20 protein-coding genes and 1 pseudogene are annotated in these 17603 nt (G+C 34.8%); 10 read left to right on the forward strand and 11 right to left on the reverse strand.

Features of this window, described 5'->3' with window-relative positions; genetic code table 11:
* The first annotated feature begins 7 nt into the window (after nt 1-7).
* Both CLU83_RS20150 and CLU83_RS20155 read left to right on the forward strand, forming a co-directional pair.
* Complete coding sequence (locus tag CLU83_RS20150) at nt 8-1045, forward strand: D-alanine--D-alanine ligase (protein WP_100433260.1); 1038 nt, start codon at nt 8-10, stop codon at nt 1043-1045.
* A complete protein-coding gene (locus CLU83_RS20155) occupies nt 1046-1696 on the forward strand; it encodes a hypothetical protein (RefSeq protein ID WP_100433261.1) in 651 nt (216 codons plus the stop codon).
* Here CLU83_RS20155 and CLU83_RS20160 read toward each other — a convergent pair.
* Complete coding sequence (locus CLU83_RS20160; RefSeq protein ID WP_100433262.1) at nt 1686-2258, reverse strand: GNAT family acetyltransferase; 573 nt, start codon at nt 2256-2258, stop codon at nt 1686-1688. The genes CLU83_RS20155 and CLU83_RS20160 overlap by 11 nt on opposite strands.
* A gap of 214 nt (nt 2259-2472) precedes the next feature.
* On the opposite strand from CLU83_RS20160, the gene CLU83_RS20165 reads away from it, so the two are divergent.
* From CLU83_RS20165 to CLU83_RS20180, 4 genes are read left to right on the forward strand one after another with little or no spacing between them, the layout of a single operon-like run.
* A complete protein-coding gene (locus CLU83_RS20165; RefSeq protein ID WP_100433263.1) occupies nt 2473-3150 on the forward strand; it encodes an SDR family oxidoreductase in 678 nt (225 codons plus the stop codon).
* 26 nt (nt 3151-3176) lie between these two features.
* Nucleotides 3177-3530: a four helix bundle protein gene (locus tag CLU83_RS20170; RefSeq protein WP_100433264.1), complete on the forward strand. Its 354-nt coding sequence runs from the start codon at nt 3177-3179 to the stop codon at nt 3528-3530.
* A 28-nt stretch (nt 3531-3558) separates the two neighbouring features.
* Nucleotides 3559-4158 (forward strand): SprT-like domain-containing protein, encoded by a 600-nt coding sequence (locus CLU83_RS20175; RefSeq protein WP_100433265.1) that lies wholly within the window; start codon nt 3559-3561, stop codon nt 4156-4158.
* A gap of 35 nt (nt 4159-4193) precedes the next feature.
* Nucleotides 4194-5249 (forward strand): mannose-1-phosphate guanylyltransferase, encoded by a 1056-nt coding sequence (locus tag CLU83_RS20180; RefSeq protein WP_100433814.1) that lies wholly within the window; start codon nt 4194-4196, stop codon nt 5247-5249.
* Between the two features lie 98 nt (nt 5250-5347).
* On the opposite strand, the gene CLU83_RS20185 is transcribed toward CLU83_RS20180, so the two are convergent.
* The 8 genes from CLU83_RS20185 to CLU83_RS20220 all read right to left on the reverse strand — a co-directional run bounded on the left by CLU83_RS20185 (nt 5348) and on the right by CLU83_RS20220 (nt 11832).
* A complete protein-coding gene (locus CLU83_RS20185; protein WP_100433266.1) occupies nt 5348-6109 on the reverse strand; it encodes an ABC transporter ATP-binding protein in 762 nt (253 codons plus the stop codon).
* Nucleotides 6106-6855 carry an ABC transporter permease gene (locus tag CLU83_RS20190; protein ID WP_100433267.1) on the reverse strand — a complete coding sequence of 250 codons (750 nt, stop codon included), beginning with the start codon at nt 6853-6855 and terminating at the stop codon, nt 6106-6108. The genes CLU83_RS20185 and CLU83_RS20190 overlap by 4 nt, the downstream gene beginning before the upstream one ends.
* 114 nt (nt 6856-6969) lie before the next feature.
* A complete protein-coding gene (locus CLU83_RS20195) occupies nt 6970-7818 on the reverse strand; it encodes a glycosyltransferase family 2 protein (protein WP_100433268.1) in 849 nt (282 codons plus the stop codon).
* A gap of 15 nt (nt 7819-7833) precedes the next feature.
* On the reverse strand, nt 7834-8367 hold the full coding sequence (locus tag CLU83_RS20200) for a methyltransferase (protein ID WP_100433269.1): 534 nt from the start codon (nt 8365-8367) through the stop codon (nt 7834-7836).
* Nucleotides 8368-8566: 199 nt separating this feature from the next.
* Nucleotides 8567-9625, reverse strand: a complete 1059-nt coding sequence (locus CLU83_RS20205; RefSeq protein WP_100433270.1) for a 3-oxoacyl-ACP synthase III family protein — start codon at nt 9623-9625, stop codon at nt 8567-8569.
* A gap of 469 nt (nt 9626-10094) precedes the next feature.
* Nucleotides 10095-10493 (reverse strand): DUF4440 domain-containing protein, encoded by a 399-nt coding sequence (locus CLU83_RS20210; protein WP_100433271.1) that lies wholly within the window; start codon nt 10491-10493, stop codon nt 10095-10097.
* A gap of 53 nt (nt 10494-10546) precedes the next feature.
* Nucleotides 10547-11086 carry an NADPH-dependent FMN reductase gene (locus tag CLU83_RS20215; RefSeq protein WP_100433272.1) on the reverse strand — a complete coding sequence of 180 codons (540 nt, stop codon included), beginning with the start codon at nt 11084-11086 and terminating at the stop codon, nt 10547-10549.
* Between the two features lie 203 nt (nt 11087-11289).
* On the reverse strand, nt 11290-11832 hold the full coding sequence (locus tag CLU83_RS20220; protein WP_100433273.1) for an N-acetyltransferase: 543 nt from the start codon (nt 11830-11832) through the stop codon (nt 11290-11292).
* Between the two features lie 679 nt (nt 11833-12511).
* Between CLU83_RS20220 and CLU83_RS20225 the strand changes: the two genes are divergently transcribed.
* From CLU83_RS20225 to ltrA, 4 genes and pseudogenes are all read left to right on the forward strand, one after another.
* On the forward strand, nt 12512-12709 hold the full coding sequence (locus CLU83_RS20225; protein ID WP_100433274.1) for a hypothetical protein: 198 nt from the start codon (nt 12512-12514) through the stop codon (nt 12707-12709).
* 47 nt (nt 12710-12756) lie between these two features.
* Nucleotides 12757-13278, forward strand: a complete 522-nt coding sequence (locus CLU83_RS20230; protein ID WP_100429927.1) for a helix-turn-helix domain-containing protein — start codon at nt 12757-12759, stop codon at nt 13276-13278.
* A complete protein-coding gene (locus CLU83_RS20235; RefSeq protein ID WP_100429851.1) occupies nt 13257-13823 on the forward strand; it encodes an IS630 family transposase in 567 nt (188 codons plus the stop codon). The genes CLU83_RS20230 and CLU83_RS20235 overlap by 22 nt, the downstream gene beginning before the upstream one ends.
* Before the next feature lie 13 nt (nt 13824-13836).
* A pseudogene (ltrA, locus tag CLU83_RS20240) lies at nt 13837-14991 on the forward strand (group II intron reverse transcriptase/maturase); the annotation flags it as partial.
* Between the two features lie 121 nt (nt 14992-15112).
* Here ltrA and obgE read toward each other — a convergent pair.
* Both obgE and CLU83_RS20250 read right to left on the reverse strand, forming a co-directional pair.
* Entirely contained in the window at nt 15113-16114 is a 1002-nt protein-coding gene (obgE, locus tag CLU83_RS20245) for a GTPase ObgE (protein WP_100433276.1), read from the reverse strand.
* A gap of 84 nt (nt 16115-16198) precedes the next feature.
* Complete coding sequence (locus CLU83_RS20250; protein WP_100433277.1) at nt 16199-17473, reverse strand: hemolysin family protein; 1275 nt, start codon at nt 17471-17473, stop codon at nt 16199-16201.
* Nucleotides 17474-17603 lie beyond the last annotated feature (130 nt).

Below are 17603 nucleotides of genomic sequence, written 5' to 3' on the forward strand. Positions count from 1 at the left end.
TACAATATTGAAACTATTCATTCATAAATTGACCCACTGGGAATACTGGCCTTTTCAAATCGTTTATATTCCGATTTATTTTCTATGGGCGTATTATTCGATTAAGGCAAAATCTATTTTTTTCTTCAATGCTTCCAATCCAACTATTAAAAATGGTGGTTTTATGATGGAGAGTAAAAAGCAGATTTATAATTTGATTCCTCAAAATTATTATCCCAAAACCGAATTGGTGAAAGCCAGAACTTCTGTTGAAGACATTAATAAAGTATTAGAAGATGCAGGAATTAAATATCCTTTTATTGCCAAGCCCGATATTGGTCTTCGAGGTTCTGCCGTTAAAAAAATAGAAACTCCAGGTGATTTAAAACAGTATTCCGAAAGAGCTCATTTTGATTTCATTGTACAGGATTTGATTCCGTATGAAAATGAAATTGGTGTTTTTTACGTACGTTATCCAAACGAAAAGGAGGGGAGAATTACGGGAATAGTTGCCAAGGAATTTCTAATCATAACCGGAAATGGAGTAGCAACTATTGAAGAATTAATAAAAGAAAATCCCAGATATGAACTGCAGTTAAAAGCACTTAAACAAGAATACGAAACTAAATTGCAAAAGGTTTTACCTTTGGGCGAAAAAATGAATCTCGTGCCTTATGGGAATCATGCTCGTGGAGCCAAATTTATAGACGGAAGTCATTTGATAACACCAAAACTTACTTCAATTTTCAATGAAATGTGTATGCAGATTCCCGGTTTTCATTTTGGAAGATTGGATATTATGTATGATACTTTTGAAGGATTGGAACAAGGAAAAAAATTCTCGGTTGTAGAACTGAATGGTGCTGCGAGTGAACCAACACATATTTATGATCCTAAACATTCTTTATTATTCGCATGGAAAGAATTGGCGAGACACATTACCTACATGTATGAAATTAGTGTAGCGAATCATCAAAAGGGCTTCCCATATTTAGCGCACAAAGCAGGAATGAAAGAATATCGTTTGCATCAAATGCAGAATATGAAAATTGTAAATTTTCAATAAATGAAGGTCTTCAAAAACATAATGGCGGGATTCATCGTGAGCTTTGTAGGTTCCCTGCCTCTGGGTTATTTAAATATTATTGGAGTTGAGGTTTTTTCTCAACTTGGAATGGATTCTCTGGTTTCTTATTTGCTGGGAATAATTGTTGTTGAAGCTGTTGTAATTTATTTTACAGTTATTTTCTCAAACCAATTAGCAGAAAATAAAAAATTAATGAAGAGCATTGATTTTTTTGCGGTATTTTTTCTTTTATTATTGGCCTATTTATTTTATGCTAATTCGGATCAAACTAACGAAAAGCATAATTATTTATCAGGCTATGTTCAATATTCTCCTTTTTTAATCGGAATGGTATTGTGTGGTTTGAATTTTCTTCAAATCCCTTTTTGGATGGCTTGGAATTTGTATTTAATCAATGCTAAATACATAACACTATCCAAAAAATTTAAATTCCATTACATTTTTGGGACTTTAGTAGGGACTTTTTGGGGAATGTTGGCAGTAATCGTTTTGTTGGATTCGTTGTCTCAAAAAATATTAGATTATTCAAAATGGATTATTCCAATTGTTATTCCTCTGTTTTTTGTAGTCTTGGCTTTCTTCCAAACTTTCAAAGTTTATAAAAAGTATTTGAAGAAAACTATTCGATAGAAGGTTGATTCATGTCGTATGCCAAAATAAAATAGTTGTTATTGTTGAATTGAAAATCGCCTATAACAGACCATTTTAGTTTTTTAATATGTGCTTTTTGTGAAGGAATATTGGTTTTATTGATGAAAGTAATGCTTACTGGAAACCTTTTCAAAAGATGGATTCTCATAAAGTCAAAGAAAGGATTGATTAACCCTTTGCCTCTGTATTTTTTGTCAATGCAAATTGGTCCGTATTGAAAAGTATTAGTGTCGGTCATTTTAAAATTTTTGAAAACAAGTCCAGGAAGCATTGGAGTCATGTGATTAAAAATTGCCCACTGGCTAAAATATTGCCAGCTGGCGGCAAAGATATAAGCGATAGTTTTGCCATTGTCTTTGGCAATAAACAAACCTTCTTGAAGAATCACCTCCTGCAGCTGCTCAACAGTAAAAGGAGTCGTTACAAATCCTGAAGCTTTTTCTTCTTCAGTCATGTTGGATACCAAATAAATGTTTTGCAATGCAATTACGCCTTCAATGTCAGTGCTTTTTGCTGTTTCAAATCCAATATTCTCAATCATTACTATAAATTATCGATTGTTTTTTTGCAAAAATAGGTAAAAGGAGGATGTGATTTTTTAAGTATGCAATGAATATGATTTTTGAAATTTAAAAGCATAGTTTTTTAACTGTTTTGACTATTTTTGCTCCATGAAACCAGTTGGGATTTTAAAATAAAATATAAACGAAAAATGGTTATACCATTTTCTGTTAAAAAACAAATATTATTCTCGAATGAAAAACATTATTATTACAGGAACAAGCAGGGGAATAGGTTTTGAACTGGCTTTGAAGTTTGCCAATGCAGGCCATCAGGTATTGGCCTTATCGAGAAAAGCTCATCAAGAATTGCTTTCTCATAAAAATATAACTTTTCTTTCTGTTGATTTGTCCAATGAAACAGAATTACAGCAAGTGACAGAATTTTTGGCAGCTACTTGGCAACAAATTGATGCCATTGTTCATAATGCAGGGAGTTTATTATTAAGACCTTTTTCTGAAACGACGCAGCATGATTTCGAAAACATCTACAAAGTCAATGTTTTTGGAGTGGCCAATTTAACCCGTATTTGTTTGCCTTATTTGCAAAAAGGCAGTCACGTAGTGACTATTAGTTCTATGGGAGGCGTGCAGGGAAGCTTGAAGTTTGCAGGATTGGCGGCATACAGTTCCAGTAAAGGTGCCGTAATTACTTTATCTGAGTTATTGGCAGAAGAATATAAAGAAGAAGGAATTTCTTTTAATGTTTTGGCCTTAGGTTCAGTTCAGACTGAAATGCTGCAGGAAGCATTCCCGGGATATCAAGCGCCACTTTCAGCAAGTGAAATGGCCAATTATATTTATGATTTTACTCTTACCGGAAATAAATATTTTAACGGTAAAGTATTGCCAGTTTCATCAACTAACCCATAAGAGTTATAAATTATGAATTATAAGTTATGAGTGAAAGCATTGTCAAGAATAAGAGTTTTGAGTTAGCCATAAGTGGTGTTAATTTTTATAAATATTTGGTTTCCGAAAAGAAAGAATTTGTAATGGGCAAACAATTTTTGCGCTCTGTAACTTCTGTGGGAGCAAATGTTCGTGAAGCGGTAAATGCTCAAAGCAAAGCCGATTTTATTCATAAATTATCTATCTCACAAAAAGAATGTGATGAAACTATGTATTGGCTTGAACTTCTAAAACAAACAGATTACATTTCTGAAAATGAGTTTAATTCAATTCATCAACAGAGTAATGAGGTTTTGAAAATCATTAGAAGCATAATAATCACTTCAAAGAAAAACTTATAACTCATAATTTATAATTCATAACTTTACCTTGAGCGAAACACTTTCAAAATACCTTCCAGAACACGCTGTCAAACCTGTTTTTGAATTAATTGTAGCGAATCAAGTTCATCTCAAAATTGTCAATGAGAGACAGACACGTCATGGCGATTACCGAAAAGGTTTGAGCGGGAAACATGAAATCACGGTTAATTCAAGTCTTAATAAGTATAAGTTTTTAATTACGCTGATTCATGAAATCTCACATTTGGTGGCGTTTGAAAAATTTGGGCGACATATTAAGCCACATGGAGATGAATGGAAGTATTCTTTTCAAAAGATGATGGTGCCGTTTATTCGGCCAGAGATTTTCCCAAATCATTTGTTGCCTTTGATAGCGAGACATTTTAAGAATCCATCAGCAAGCAGTGATACAGATGCTACGTTAGCACTCGCTTTAAAACAATATGATAAACCAAATGATAAAAATTATATCTTTGAAATCCCTTATGGAAGTGTTTTTAGAATTTCAAATGGGAAGATTTTTAAGAAAATAGCAATACGAACCAAGCGATACGAATGTTTGGAAATAAGCTCTGGACGCTTATATTTATTTAATCCAAATGCAGAAGTAGAGTTACTATCCAGTTAAAATGGTTCTACGGAATGATTATTAAAAAAAATAAAATGAATAAAAATTATTACGCAATATTAATGGCAGGCGGCATCGGTTCGCGATTTTGGCCAGTAAGCACAAAAGAGTTCCCAAAACAGTTTCATGACATGCTGGGTTCTGGAGAGACTTTAATTCAGAAAACATTTAGCCGATTATCACAAATCATTCCGAAAGAGAATATTTTGATTTTGACGCATGAGAGTTATAATGATTTGATTTTGGAACAATTACCGATGGTGAAGCAGGAGCAAATTGTTTTGGAACCAGCAATGAGAAATACAGCACCTTGTATTTTGTATGCCTCGTTAAAAATTAAAAAATTGAACCCAAATGCAGTGATGGTTGTCGCTCCAAGTGATCACTGGATAGAAGATGAAATGCAGTTTGTAGCCAATTTGCAGCGTTCTTTTGATCTGTGCGAAAGAGAAGAATCTCTGATGACTTTAGGGATTTTGCCAACAGCTCCCAATACGGGTTATGGATATATTGAATTTGATAAATTAGATAGCCGCTCGATAAAAAAAGTTGTTCAATTTCGAGAAAAACCAGATTCTAAAACTGCTAGACGATTTATACAAAGCAGAAATTATTTGTGGAATGCAGGTATTTTTATGTGGAGCGTTAAATCTATTTTGAAAGCTTTTGAAGAATTTCAGCCAGAAATGTATGCTCATTTTATGAAAGGCTTTGAAGTATATAATTCAGAGAATGAACATGCTTTTATACAAGAGAACTATCCAAAAGCAGAAAATATTTCTATAGATTATGCTATTATGGAAAATGCTCAAAATGTCTATGTGCTTCCTGCAACTTTTGACTGGAATGATTTAGGAACATGGGGTTCACTGCATGAAAAACTGCCAAAAGACGATAATAATAATGCGGTGGTAAATGCGAATGTATTATTGCAGAATTCTTCTAATAATATTATCAGAACGGCTTTAGGAAAACAAGTGATTGTTGATGGATTGGATGATTATATTATTGTTGATAAGGATTCGGTTTTATTGATTTATCCAAAAAGTAAAGAACAGGAAATAAAAGGAATTGTTTCTCAGCTGAAATAATTTTGGAATATAAAAAAAGGCAACAATTTTGTAAAAATAATTGTTGCCTTTTTTATGTTTTGCGCCCGAATGAACTTAATGTCTTATACTTATGGTGTTTACTCTTTTAAATAAGCTTCTCTTACTTTTTTAAACAATTCTGAAGAATACACAAATTCTACAATGGCTTCATTGTTGGTTCTGAAAATTTCTTCTTTGCTTCCCTGCCATGCTTTAACTCCATTTTTTAGAAATAAAATATTATCGCCGATTTCCATCACAGAGTTCATATCATGCGTATTTACAACTGTTGTGATATTGTATTCAACGGTTATTTCTTTGATAAGATTATCAATTAAAATTGCTGTATTTGGGTCTAATCCTGAATTGGGTTCATCGCAAAATAAATACTTAGGATTGTTTACGATGGCTCTGGCAATGGCAACTCTTTTTTGCATTCCTCCCGAAATTTCCGAAGGTAATTTTTTATGAGCGCCCACAAGATTTACTCTTTCTAAAACAAAATCAACTCGTTTTTTAATTTTTAATTTACTGTCGTTAGTGAACATTCTTAAAGGAAAAGCGACATTTTCGGCAACAGTCATGCTGTCAAAAAGTGCACTTCCTTGAAAAAGCATTCCTATTTCAGTACGAAGGTCTCTTTTTTCATCGGAGCTAAGCTCAGAATAAATACGGCCGTCAAAAGAAATAGTACCTACTTCTGGAGTATGGATTCCTAATAATGATTTTAATAAAACAGTTTTACCGGATCCGCTTTGCCCAATAATCAAATTTGTTTTACCCGCCTCAAAAACACTGGAAACTCCTTTTAGAATCTTGACACCGTCAAACGATTTTTCTAGGTTTTTTATTTCTATCATTTTGTTAAGAGTAATTGGGTAATAACGTAATTCAGTAAAATAATAGTAACCGATGTCCATACAAATGAAACAGTACTGGCTTTACCAACCTCAAGAGCGCCGCCTTTCATATAATAGCCGTGAAAGGAAGGAATCGTTGCTAACAGCATTCCAAAAATAAAAGTTTTGGTAAAGGAGTATATAACGTGAAACGGAATGAAATCTCTTTGAATACCTTCAATAAAATCAACATTAGCACCAAAACCGCCGTAAACGGTAGCAATATAACCGCCTGCGATGCCCAGAAACATTCCAATTCCAATAAGGAAAGGATATAAAAGCAACGCAATTATTTTTGGGAAAACCAAATAATTAAGAGAGTTAACCCCCATAACTTCCAGCGCATCGATTTGTTCGGTAACACGCATAGATCCTATGCTTGACGTTATAAAAGAGCCCATTTTTCCAGCCATAATGATAGACATAAACGTTGGGGCAAATTCTAAAATCACCGATTGACGAGTCGCATATCCAATAAGGTATTTAGGGATAAATGAGTTGGTTAAGTTCAATGCAGTCTGTATAGAAACAACGCCGCCAACGAAGAAAGAAATGAATGCAACAATTCCTAGTGAATCAATAATTAAATCATCGACTTCTTTGAAAATTAAACCTTTCATAACAGACCATTTTGTTGGCTTTTTGAAGATTTCTTTCCACATTAAAAAATATTTCCCAATTTGGGATAAATAGCGAATGAGCATCATTTTTTTAGGATTCAGTTTACAAGTTGCAGTATTCAGAAAGGAATACAGGTATGCAAAAATACTTTATTTAGTTGGAATTTTAGATTTTGTTTTTAATTACAAAAGCATAATTTATTAAAACAATTTCTCTTTCATTTTTTGTAAACGATAACTGCGTATGAATTTTGCCTGTTCATTAGTAACCAACAAAGGAGTTTTTGCTGATTTTGCTTTCCAAAAACCTTTTATGTAATCAAGGAAAAGTAATGGTTTCTTTTTCATCATGGCTAATTTGGCCGATGCAATTGCTGTAATCCAAAATCCGTAACCTAATGTGTAAAAAGCTTCGCCTTGTTTATAACGTGCTGTTTTGTTGTAATTAGCGCCTGTTGGTTTGAGGTGTTTTACGTGCAGACTTTCATTAGTTACTACTTTCCAATTGTAGAATTTGCAGAGCAGTTCATCAACGGTGTCCCAGCCCATTGCTGGTTTTAAACCGCCAATTTGTTTGAAAGTCTCTTTTCTATAGGCTTTCAATGCACCTCGAATATGGTCTTTGTCGGTTAGGTTTTCTAAAACCCAATCGCCGTTTTTCTCAATGTAGCAAAATCCGCCGGCCATTCCAATTCGGTTATCTGATTGAAAATGTTTGATTATGGTTTCGAAATAATTAGAAGGAAAAATCAAATCGGCATCTATTTTTACGATTAAATCGTAATCTTCATCCAAAGTTTCAAATCCTTTCTGAAAAGCTTGAATCACTTTGCTTCCAGGTAAATGTATTGCTTCAGAAGTTTTGTTTACCAAAGTAATATACGGATTTTCTTTGGCGAAAGCCAAAACAATTTCGGCAGTTTTATCAGTAGAATTATCATTGACAACTACTACTTTTTTGGGTAAAACAGTTTGAGAAACTAGTGACTGCAAAGTCAAAGCAATAAATGCTTCTTCGTTATAGGACGGTATGACTATGTAATATTTCATAAGGCTAATCACTATTTACTGATTACTAGTCACTTTCTCTGCATAAACTATATAATATCTCGGCGTGAAAAATCGCAGTAGTGGGCGGAAACCGATTTTTTTAACCGGATGGGTAAATTTTTTCCTGTCGATGATTTTCCAGCCTGTTTTTTCTAATAACCAGTCCAATTGCCAGTCTTCAAACTCATGATAATGTCTGTCCCACATGTCAGTTTTACTTCTATAAGCAGAAGAAAACCAAAGGCGTAACGGAATTGATATCAATAATTTATCTGATTTTATTTCGCTTAAAATGGTATAAGGATTGAGTAAATGTTCAAAAATTTCAAAAGCAGTTACTACATCTTGTTTTTCTTCTGAAAAAATACCTTGATTCACGTCCAGATCTTCACCAGTAGTATTGGTAACAGTGTAGCCTTCGGCTTTCATGATTTTAGAAAAAGGATTGTCAACGCCAAGATCTAATATGGTTTGAGAAGGGGAGATGTGTTTCTTTAAAAATTCTAAAGTATGCTTGAATCTTTTATTGGGAAATGTTTTTTCGTACATGATTTTAATTTTTGACTAACGCTTTTGTTTTAGCGTCTGCAAATATAAAGATTCTGTTTCTTATACCGTTTGCAATTACAAAATTGTCTGATATTATTTGATCTTTAAAGTGTAGATTGCTGCTTATTTGTATTGAAAGCGAAAACCCACAACACTAATAAAAGTGATGTGGGCTTGCATATAAACGTACAGGTAATCTTTAATAGCGGTAGACAAAAGCATTGATATTCATTCCTGCGCCTACTGAGGCAAAAATGACAACATCTCCTTTGTGTATTTCCTGATTTTCAATTTGACCTCTAATGAGCAGGTCAAAAAGAGTAGGAACGGTTGCAACACTGCTGTTTCCTAATTCGTGTATGGACATTGGCATAATGTTTTTTGGAGGAGTTTGTCCGTGTAATTTGTAAAAACGGTGAATAATAGCTTCGTCCATTTTTTCGTTAGCTTGGTGAATCAGGATTTTTTTGACATCCCCAATAGCTATACCGCTTTGATCCAAACAGCTTTTCATAGCTGCAGGAACTTGGCTTAATGCAAATTCATATATTTTACGCCCATACATTTTGATGTACTTGGTGTCTGGATCTAACTCTGGATTGTATGATTTTCCGAAGTAAAGGAAGTTGGCTTCTTCTGCAGCATAAGTTGCACTTTCATAAGATAACATTCCAGTTTCGTCATCTGAGGCTTCTATAACCGAAGCACCAGCGCCATCCGAGTAAATCATTGAATCTCTATCGTGGGCATCTACTACTCTGGATAAAGTTTCGCCACCAATGACAAGACATTTTTTGGCCATGCCCGATTTGATAAAAGCATTGGCCTGCAATACGCCTTCAATCCAGCCTGGACACCCAAAAAGAATATCGTAAGCGACGCATTTTGGATTTTTTATCTGCAATTTATGCTTGACTCTTGTGGCTAAGCTTGGAATAATATCAGATTGGCTTGTGCCGTATTTTACATCGCCAAAGTTGTGCGCAAAAATAATATAATCTAGAGTTTCTGGGTCAATGCCTGCATTTTCTATGGCTTTTTGAGATGCAAAAAAAGCCAAATCCGAAGCGGTGTAATGATCCTCGGCATACCTTCTTTTTTCAATACCGGTAATACCTTTGAATTTGTTAATTACAACTTCGTTTGGATAGGCAAACGGAGAGCCGTCTTCGTTTAGAAAAACATGCTCGCTAAAATCAGTATTGCTAATCTTTTTCTCAGGAATATAGCTTCCTATACCAGTTATTTTTATTTTCATTTTGATAATTTCCAGAATAAATTTCGGCTAAATTAATTATAATAAATGTATAATAGACAATATATTTATTATGCATGCATATAATTATGAAATATTAAATATATAGCAAAAATATTGAATATATTTTATTGAAAATGATTAAATGCGCCATTTAATTCTTAGATTAAGTATAAATAACAAAGCGAGGATTTTTTGTTAGAAAGTTGATTTTGGAAATTAAAAGGATTAATATCATTTTATTTTAAATAAAAAGGATGGTGGTTTAAGGACACTAATTTGTGTAAAATTGAAGTTGCATTTTTAGTGAATTTTAAATGCATAAAAACCCCTGACGGGATGTTAGGAAAGGTGTGAAAATGAGAGGTGTTCTTGCTTTAATAACCCGTGTTGCAAACACTACGATATTTATCTTCTAATTTAAGTAGATGCTCGTTGTAAACGAGCACCAGTTTAGGATACATGCAAGCAGTTAAAATTCAAAAATTTGTGATGCAAATGGATTGTCTACCAGCCATAACCAAATTCCTTCGTCGTTTTTCTTCATCATGCAACTTGTTGCACCATTCATTTCAACAGGGCTTCCGTCGGGCATTGTTGCTTTTAACGACCATTTGTCGACCCAAATAGCAAGATTCCCTACGATTGTTACCCTATGGTTACTTCCTATTATTTCAGGTCTCCACGTGCAAAGATGTTTCATTGATTTTTCAATATTGTCTAATCCTCTAATTTCTTGTCCGTCTCTCTCAATGTATGCAGCATCTTTGTCGAAACAGCTTAAAGCTCCTTGTAAGTCACCATTTACAATACAACTGCGAAAATATTTTACTGCGTCAGCTGGAATTGTCCTCCCGAATTTTTCTGTCATTATTTTTATTTTTGTTGTTTAATAAAGTATCCTTGGTTTTTCAGCAGGATGGACTATTTTTCGTCTGTTAATTTCATTAAAGCGTCAATAAATTTGTCTAATTGTTTTTTGGTTTCATTGTCAATTAAATTTCCTTGTTCGTCAAATTTTCCTTTTATTCCTTGAATAAGCAAACAAGTTTCGTCTGTAAATTTTGCCATTGCAGTTTTCATTATAAGCTGCAATTCTTCGTGTCCTTTTTGTCCGCTTGCAGAAGCGGTTATGAGTCCACTTGGTTTGTCCGAGAAAATTGTTGTCGAGATACACCATTCGATAGCGTTTTTAAGTCCGCTGGGAATACTAAAAACATATTCTGGTGTACAAATAATTAGTCCGTCAGATTTTTCGATTTCGTTTCTTAATTCTACAATTTGTTTGGGTGGATTGTCAGTGGAAAGTTCTGGGTCAAAATGTGGAAGTGATTTTAATTCGTCATAAACTCTCAAGTTTAATTCATTCGCAGTCAAACGAGCAATTTCTTCAACAAGTTTTAAGTTTGCAGAATTTGAACTTGCACTTCCAATAATTACAAAAATATTTTTCTTGTCGTTCATTAAGTTTAGTTGGTTTTTTTGTCTGTAGGCAGTGAGTTGGTGCAGTGACTGCTAACGTTCGTTGCCACAGCGGGTTTGGAAAAAGTACGCCTAAATTTTTGGTTAATCACTAATCTTTAAAACACAAAACAATGCTTAAATTAAGCCAAAAACCCAAATCTATTGTAGCAAATGTTAGCGGTTTGAACTTTTATTTCTTCTATCTAAGTTTCAACATTTAATGTCATAGAAGTATAGTCGTAAGAAATATTGTCAATTCTATACATATCCTTTGTTAAGCTCAATTGCTCAAAATTCATTTTTTCGTAAAGTTTGGTTGCTGGGATATTATTTGTCAAAACTTGCAAATCAATCCAACTAATTTTGTGATTATCTCTACAATAGTTAATAATGAATTCTAATAACTTATGACCAATTTTCAAATTACGAAAATTACTGTCAACTCCCATTCCAAGTAATACTCTATGTTCTGTATTTAACTGATTTTGGGAACGAATGTCAATATGTCCAACAATATTGCTTTCTTCATTTACTGCAACCCAAACTTTCCTCCATCCAATTTCGTCATTTTTTTTATTCATTCCGTCCTCAAATTTTGCCTTCCATTCGTTGGAAAGTGTAGATTGTTGTTTAGAAAGTGGTTGAAAAAGAGCTGTTTCGTTTTGTCCGTTTTCAGAAAGATGAATTGTCAAGTATTGAATAAAACCGTCAAGATTATCTTTATTTAATTCTTTAATTGAGATCATTTACAAATTATTTTGATTAAGTCAACGTCTGTTTTTTGTCGTTCTAGCCTGATCCATAACATTTTCTTGCTACAAGAGGTTTGAGGTTAAATTAAGCCATGTTTTCGGATTTGCTAAATCACCCCAAATACAAAACCATCTTTCCATTAAGCCCAATGCCCAAATCCGTTGTAGTGGCTGTGTGTGCCTTGCATGCACTTCCAATTCCTCAAAAGTAGGAATTTTATCTAGAGGGTGCAAGTCCCTTATCGGCAAGTTGTTGAAATTATATTGAGCCGATTAGCACGAGGCAAGCTGGTTTGGAGTAATCCATGCAGTGAAGGAAGCCCAACGGCAAAAGTCTGTACCGAGGAACACAAAGCGCATAAGAGGCTAGCTAAATTGGGTAAGCATGCACAGCAATGCAAAGCCTAGAGACAACAGGTTTAGTTAGTAGATGCGTCGGGGATAGACGGAAAGAGGAAGTGCTTACCGAGGGAGGTCTTTACAACCACGAGCTGTTTAGGTGGAGAAGTCAGCAGAGGTCATAGTACTTGGGGCAACGAGTTACCACTAGAAAGGTATAGGACTCACAAACAAGGAAGGACTGAACGCAAATGGTTCTTAATTTCTAACGGAATAACGCAAGTTATAGCCCTAGAAAAGCGGAACAGGAAGAATTTAATGTAAAACAGCAAGCATGATTGCACAAGTAACACATCCTTACAATCTCCAAAAGGCGCTACGTCAAGTAGTAGTCAACAAAGGCAGTGCGGGCGTTGATGGACTAAAAACCACTCAACTGGCGGATTATTTCCGTGAACACAAACCAGCATTACTGGAAGATATTAAGAAAGACCGTTATACCAAACAAAAATATAATAAATACCAATTTTGATAATTGTTTTTTTTAAATTACATTTGGACTATATTATAACAGTGATCATGGCACATCCAAAAATTTTGGTAATTAAGGAAACTGAAAAAGAGATTAAAAATCTACTTAAGCAATCTATTCCATTTATTGGACAACGCTTGAGAGTACTTTTAATTTTGAAGCAAAATGAAGAAACAGGGATTTCTAGACGTGAAGTTGCTAAATTAGCAGGGGTTGCCCCAAACAGTGTTCAGAAATGGCGGACATTATACCTCAATTCTGGAATTGATGGTTTGATTAAACATGGAAAAACAGGCTTCAAGCCATCTGTTTTTAATGCTGCTGAACACACGATGTTGGAAACAAAACTCAATAACCCTCAAAATGGGCTTCAAGGTTATGTAGAATTAAAAGATTGGATTGAAAAAGAAACTGGAAAAAGCTTTAATTACAACACCTTGCTTTATTACTGCATCAGAAATTTTAAATCAAGTGTAAAAGTTGCCCGCAAAAGTCATGTCAAAAAAGATGAAGACCTAGGAAGCTCTTTTAAAAAGACTTCGGAAGAATCTGTCAAGAAACAGCACTAAATGCTGTAGGCGATTTTAGCTCTGTAAATTTATATTTTCAAGATGAGTCACGTTTTGGCTTATTTACTCGAAATGGAAAATCAGTTACTGCAATTAGGGTTAAACCAATTTGCACTTTCCAACAAGTTTTTAAATCAACATGGCTTTCTGGGGCTTTTTCGCCCATAACAGGGGATCATTTTCAATTAATACTTCCACATTGCAACACTGATAATTTTCAAATTTTTCTAAATAATTTTTCAAAAGAAAACCCCAAAGAACTCAAAATAATGGTATTGGATAATGGGCGATTCCATAAGGCTAAAAGATTGATCGTTCCAGAAAATATTGTTTTGGTTTTCCTGCCACCATATAGCCCGGAACTTAATCCAGCCGAAAAAATGTGGGCAAAATACAAAAGAGAATTTTCTAATAAATTTTATAATTCAATCGAAGATGTAGAAGATTTCATTATTACTGCAGTTAAAAACACAAGTAAAAAAGAGGTAATGAGTATCTGTGGTTATGCCTACGTCTTTTTAGATCAAATTTGGTCTAAAAATTAAATGCGTTTGGTATTACTTACCGCAACCTATTCTTGGTGTGGAGATTCCAAAAGGAGGCGGAAAGTTCCGACTCTTGGGAATCCCAACAGTAGTGGACAGACTGCTTCAACAAGCCGTGTCGCAAGCGATGATGCCTAGATTTGAAAAGGATTTTAGTGAAAACAGCTTCGGATTCCGTCCCAACAAAAATGCCCGCCAAGCGGTGGGCAAAGCCTTGGGAAACATTCACGAAGGCTGCAATTATATTGTAGACATTGACCTAAAGACCTTCTTTGACGAAGTAGATCACTGCTTGCTGATGAACCTAATTTACCAAAGGGTAAAATGCCCAACGACTTTGCGATTAATCCGCAAATGGTTGCGAGTGCCGATACTCATCAAAGGCAAACTGGTCAAACGCAGAAAAGGTGTTCCTCAGGGAAGTCCGATTAGCCCGCTTTTGTCAAATATTTTGCTCCACGAATTGGACAAAGAACTGACACGAAAAGGCTTGAAGTTTGTCCGTTATGCCGATGATTTCAGTATTTACACCAAATCGAGATATCAAGCCAAAACGGTTGGAAACGCTGTCTTTCTATTTTTGAGAGACAAGCTGAAACTGACCATCAATCTGGAAAAGAGCGGGATTAGAAAACCCATTCAATTCACGATATTGGGATTTTCATTTGCATCAACCTATCAAAAAGGGGTAAAAGGGAGGTATCAATTAACAGTAGGGGACAAAGCTTGGGCAAAACTCAAACAGAGTCTAAAAGAAGTGACTCGCAAAACCGCACCGAGAAGTTTCGAGGAACGCATTCGTAAAATCAATGAGATTCAGCGAGGATGGTTAAACTATTTTCGAGGGACAAGTATTCAAGGAAAGTTACGAGATATTGATGGTTGGCTGCGTAACCGCCTGCGCTACTGCATCTGGACGGACTGGAAGAAACCCGAACGCAAAAGGAAAAACCTGATGCGTCTAGGTGTTGATAAAGACCATGCTTATGCGTGGAGCAGAACCCGAAAAGGAGGCTGGCGTATTGCCCAGAGTCCGATTCTAAACACTACAATTACCCTGCAACGGCTCAAGAAGAAAGGCTATCAATCGATGCTGGAGATTTACATGGAACTCAACCCATCATTTTGCGAACCGCCGTATACGAGACCCGTATGTACGGTGGTGTGAGAGGCGCACTCCGTCATTACTGGCGGAGCCGTCTACTCGATTGTATACTGGCTTTTTTTAAGCTCTTGTGACAATTTTCATAAACAAAAATGAAACGGTTTTCAATATAAAATCGAATTAATTATTCATTCAGCATTTTCCATAATTTGTCTTTCAATTCAGTCAGCCCTTGTTGAGCAACCGATGAAATAAACATATACGGAACATCCTTGAAAACAACATCTAATTCAGCTTTCAATTCAGCTTTCAATTCATCGTCTAACATATCGCATTTTGAAATGACTAACAAACGTTCTTTATCAAGCATTTCCGGATTGTATTTTGTCAATTCATTCACCAAGATATCATATTCTTCTTTGATGTTTGGAGTATCAACAGGAACCAAAAACAATAAAGTCGAATTACGCTCTATATGACGCAGAAAATAATGACCAAGTCCTTTTCCTTCGGCTGCACCTTCGATAATTCCAGGAATATCAGCAATTACAAAAGATTGAAAATCTCTGTAAGCTACAATTCCAAGATTTGGTTTTAAAGTTGTAAAAGGATAATCGGCAATTTTTGGTTTTGCAGATGTCAATACCGACAATAAAGTTGATTTTCCAGCATTTGGAAAACCTACCAAACCAACATCGGCTAAAACTTTAAGTTCCAAAATCACATCCATTTCAACACCTGGCAAACCTGGCTGGGAATAGCGAGGCGTTTGATTCGTTGAACTTCTAAAATGCCAGTTTCCTAAACCTCCTTTTCCTCCTTTACAAAGAACTCTCTTTTCGCCATCATCTGTAATTTCAAATAATGTTTCGCCAGTTTCTTTATCTTTTACAACTGTTCCCAATGGAACTTCGATGTATTTATCTTCACCATCGGCACCAGTACTTCTATCTCCACTTCCATCACCACCAAAACCTGCTTTGATATGACGGGCAAATTTTAAATGAAATAAAGTCCAAAGTCCTTTATTTCCCACTAGATAAACATGTCCTCCTCGTCCACCATCACCACCGTCTGGCCCGCCTTTTTCAATAAATTTTTCTCTATGCAAGTGCGTAGACCCCTTTCCTCCTTTACCGGACGAAACATAAATTTTTACGTAATCTACAAAATTCCCTTCTGTCATATTCTTTTCTTTAAAGTTTAAAACTTAGATTTAACTTTAGCTGAATCCAACTAATTTAAACACTTAAGTTTTTAAACCATTTTTTTAAACCTTTAAGGCTTTCACCATTACTTTATCAATCTTCACGCCATCCATATCGATGACCTCTAGCACAAATTTTTGCCAAATCAGCTTTTCTCCTTCTTTTGGGATTCTAGATAATTCGGTCATTATTAATCCACTTACTGTGGTCACTTCATAATCATTTATCAAATCATCCAACTCAAAATAAGTAAGGAAATCATGCAGTGAATAATGCCCATCTACCATCCAAGTTCCATCTTCTCTTTCGATTAGCTTAAAATCATCTTTATAAAAATCAGATGCATTTCCAACCAGAGCTTCAAGAATGTCATTTAAAGTAATTACCCCTTGAAAAATTCCGTATTCATCTGAAACAAAAGCATAATGAATTCCTGTTCTTTTGAATTGTTCCAATGCTTTATAAGCCGTTGTTTGTTCCATCATAAAAGGAGCTTCGGTCATGATTTCAGACAAGTTGAAACTGTCACTTTCAAAATGAGCGAAGATGTTTTTCAAATTTACAACACCAACAATATCATCATAATTCTCTCCATAAACTGGGTAAATAGAATGCAGTTCTTTTAGCATAAATTCTTTTACCTTATTTTTATCGGAATGCAAAGGTAAAAGCATCACCGATTTTCTATGGGTCATCAGCGAATTGATTTTTCTATCGCCAATATGAAAAACACGTTCTACTATATCTTGCTCTATTTCCTGAACTTCTCCTCCTTCAGTGCCTTCTTTAATGATGGCTTTTATCTCTTCCTCGGTTACTTTTCCGTCAGCGGTAGGCTTTATTCGCAAAACATCCAGTAAGAAATCGGTCGATGTGGTTAACAGCCAAATAAAAGGAGCTGTTATTACAGAAATTATTTTCATTGGCAATGCAACGGCTTTTGCAATGCCTTCGGGATAATTCAATCCAATTCTTTTTGGAAATAATTCTCCTAGTACCAAAGAAAAAAATGTCAGCACCACAACTACAATCCCAACTGCTATTGAATGTGCATAAGGAATCAATATCTGAAATCCTTTTACAAACGCTTCGACATCGGCCGTGATTTTATCACCACTGTAAATCCCTGTAAGTATCCCGATAAGAGTGATTCCTATTTGTACTGTCGACAGAAATTTATTGGGCGAATTGGCCAAATCTAAAGCGGTTTGGGCATTTTTATTTCCTTTTTTTGCTGCGGTTTCCAATCTGTTTTTTCTGGCCGAAATCAATGCAATTTCAGACATAGAGAAAACCCCATTTAAGAGTATTAGAAAAAATATTATTACTATTTCCAATGTTTAGATAATTCGTTTATATATTGGATTTTATGAAAATCCTTTTGTTGTGTAATCTTATTTTAATAGCCCAGATGGAGGTGAAAAGCTCACTGCTATAAAAAACTAATTTTTCCTGTTATAAAAGAAC

Source organism: Flavobacterium sp. 1 (genome assembly GCF_002797935.1).
In the GTDB taxonomy this organism is placed as follows: Bacteria; Bacteroidota; Bacteroidia; order Flavobacteriales; family Flavobacteriaceae; genus Flavobacterium.

Coding starts and splice junctions, on each gene's coding strand:
- CLU83_RS20210 (WP_100433271.1), bottom strand. CDS start 10,493: ATGACAGAAAAATTCGGGAGGACAATTCCAGCTGACGCAGTAAAATAT.
- CLU83_RS20215 (WP_100433272.1), bottom strand. CDS start 11,086: ATGAACGACAAGAAAAATATTTTTGTAATTATTGGAAGTGCAAGTTCA.
- CLU83_RS20155 (WP_100433261.1), top strand. CDS start 1,046: ATGAAGGTCTTCAAAAACATAATGGCGGGATTCATCGTGAGCTTTGTA.
- CLU83_RS20185 (WP_100433266.1), bottom strand. CDS start 6,109: ATGATAGAAATAAAAAACCTAGAAAAATCGTTTGACGGTGTCAAGATT.
- CLU83_RS20160 (WP_100433262.1), bottom strand. CDS start 2,258: ATGATTGAGAATATTGGATTTGAAACAGCAAAAAGCACTGACATTGAA.
- CLU83_RS20220 (WP_100433273.1), bottom strand. CDS start 11,832: ATGATCTCAATTAAAGAATTAAATAAAGATAATCTTGACGGTTTTATT.
- CLU83_RS20170 (WP_100433264.1), top strand. CDS start 3,177: ATGAGTGAAAGCATTGTCAAGAATAAGAGTTTTGAGTTAGCCATAAGT.
- CLU83_RS20205 (WP_100433270.1), bottom strand. CDS start 9,625: ATGAAAATAAAAATAACTGGTATAGGAAGCTATATTCCTGAGAAAAAG.
- CLU83_RS20200 (WP_100433269.1), bottom strand. CDS start 8,367: ATGTACGAAAAAACATTTCCCAATAAAAGATTCAAGCATACTTTAGAA.
- CLU83_RS20230 (WP_100429927.1), top strand. CDS start 12,757: ATGGCACATCCAAAAATTTTGGTAATTAAGGAAACTGAAAAAGAGATT.
- obgE (WP_100433276.1), bottom strand. CDS start 16,114: ATGACAGAAGGGAATTTTGTAGATTACGTAAAAATTTATGTTTCGTCC.
- CLU83_RS20180 (WP_100433814.1), top strand. CDS start 4,194: ATGAATAAAAATTATTACGCAATATTAATGGCAGGCGGCATCGGTTCG.
- CLU83_RS20225 (WP_100433274.1), top strand. CDS start 12,512: ATGATTGCACAAGTAACACATCCTTACAATCTCCAAAAGGCGCTACGT.
- CLU83_RS20190 (WP_100433267.1), bottom strand. CDS start 6,855: ATGATGCTCATTCGCTATTTATCCCAAATTGGGAAATATTTTTTAATG.
- CLU83_RS20195 (WP_100433268.1), bottom strand. CDS start 7,818: ATGAAATATTACATAGTCATACCGTCCTATAACGAAGAAGCATTTATT.
- CLU83_RS20165 (WP_100433263.1), top strand. CDS start 2,473: ATGAAAAACATTATTATTACAGGAACAAGCAGGGGAATAGGTTTTGAA.